Annotated in this window: 1 protein-coding gene; it reads left to right on the top strand. The window is 52.2% G+C overall.

All coding sequences use genetic code 11. From position 1 onward, the window contains the following. The first annotated feature begins 42 nt into the window (after positions 1-42). Positions 43-747 (top strand): IS6-like element IS26 family transposase, encoded by a 705-nt coding sequence (locus ACF8E5_RS03155; protein ID WP_001067858.1) that lies wholly within the window; start codon positions 43-45, stop codon positions 745-747. Positions 748-778 lie beyond the last annotated feature (31 nt).

Here is a 778-nt window from a genome sequence, read left to right as displayed (position 1 = left end):
TGGTGATAAACTTATCATCCCCTTTTGCTGATGGAGCTGCACATGAACCCATTCAAAGGCCGGCATTTTCAGCGTGACATCATTCTGTGGGCCGTACGCTGGTACTGCAAATACGGCATCAGTTACCGTGAGCTGCAGGAGATGCTGGCTGAACGCGGAGTGAATGTCGATCACTCCACGATTTACCGCTGGGTTCAGCGTTATGCGCCTGAAATGGAAAAACGGCTGCGCTGGTACTGGCGTAACCCTTCCGATCTTTGCCCGTGGCACATGGATGAAACCTACGTGAAGGTCAATGGCCGCTGGGCGTATCTGTACCGGGCCGTCGACAGCCGGGGCCGCACTGTCGATTTTTATCTCTCCTCCCGTCGTAACAGCAAAGCTGCATACCGGTTTCTGGGTAAAATCCTCAACAACGTGAAGAAGTGGCAGATCCCGCGATTCATCAACACGGATAAAGCGCCCGCCTATGGTCGCGCGCTTGCTCTGCTCAAACGCGAAGGCCGGTGCCCGTCTGACGTTGAACACCGACAGATTAAGTACCGGAACAACGTGATTGAATGCGATCATGGCAAACTGAAACGGATAATCAACGCCACGCTGGGATTTAAATCCATGAAGACGGCTTACGCCACCATCAAAGGTATTGAGGTGATGCGTGCACTACGCAAAGGCCAGGCCTCAGCATTTTATTATGGTGATCCCCTGGGCGAAATGCGCCTGGTAAGCAGAGTTTTTGAAATGTAAGGCCTTTGAATAAGACAAAAGGCTGCCTCAT

Origin of the sequence: Pseudomonas sp. WSY_20, assembly GCF_043104335.1 — a bacterium.
Lineage (GTDB): Bacteria > Pseudomonadota > Gammaproteobacteria > Pseudomonadales > Pseudomonadaceae > Aquipseudomonas > Aquipseudomonas parafulva_B.
The sequence above is the reverse complement of the archived record's forward strand: the minus strand, read 5'-3'. Positions and strand labels throughout refer to the sequence as shown.

What these genes read in the sequence shown, in the direction of transcription:
- ACF8E5_RS03155 (WP_001067858.1), top strand. Translation starts at nt 43, where the DNA reads ATGAACCCATTCAAAGGCCGGCATTTTCAGCGTGACATCATTCTGTGG.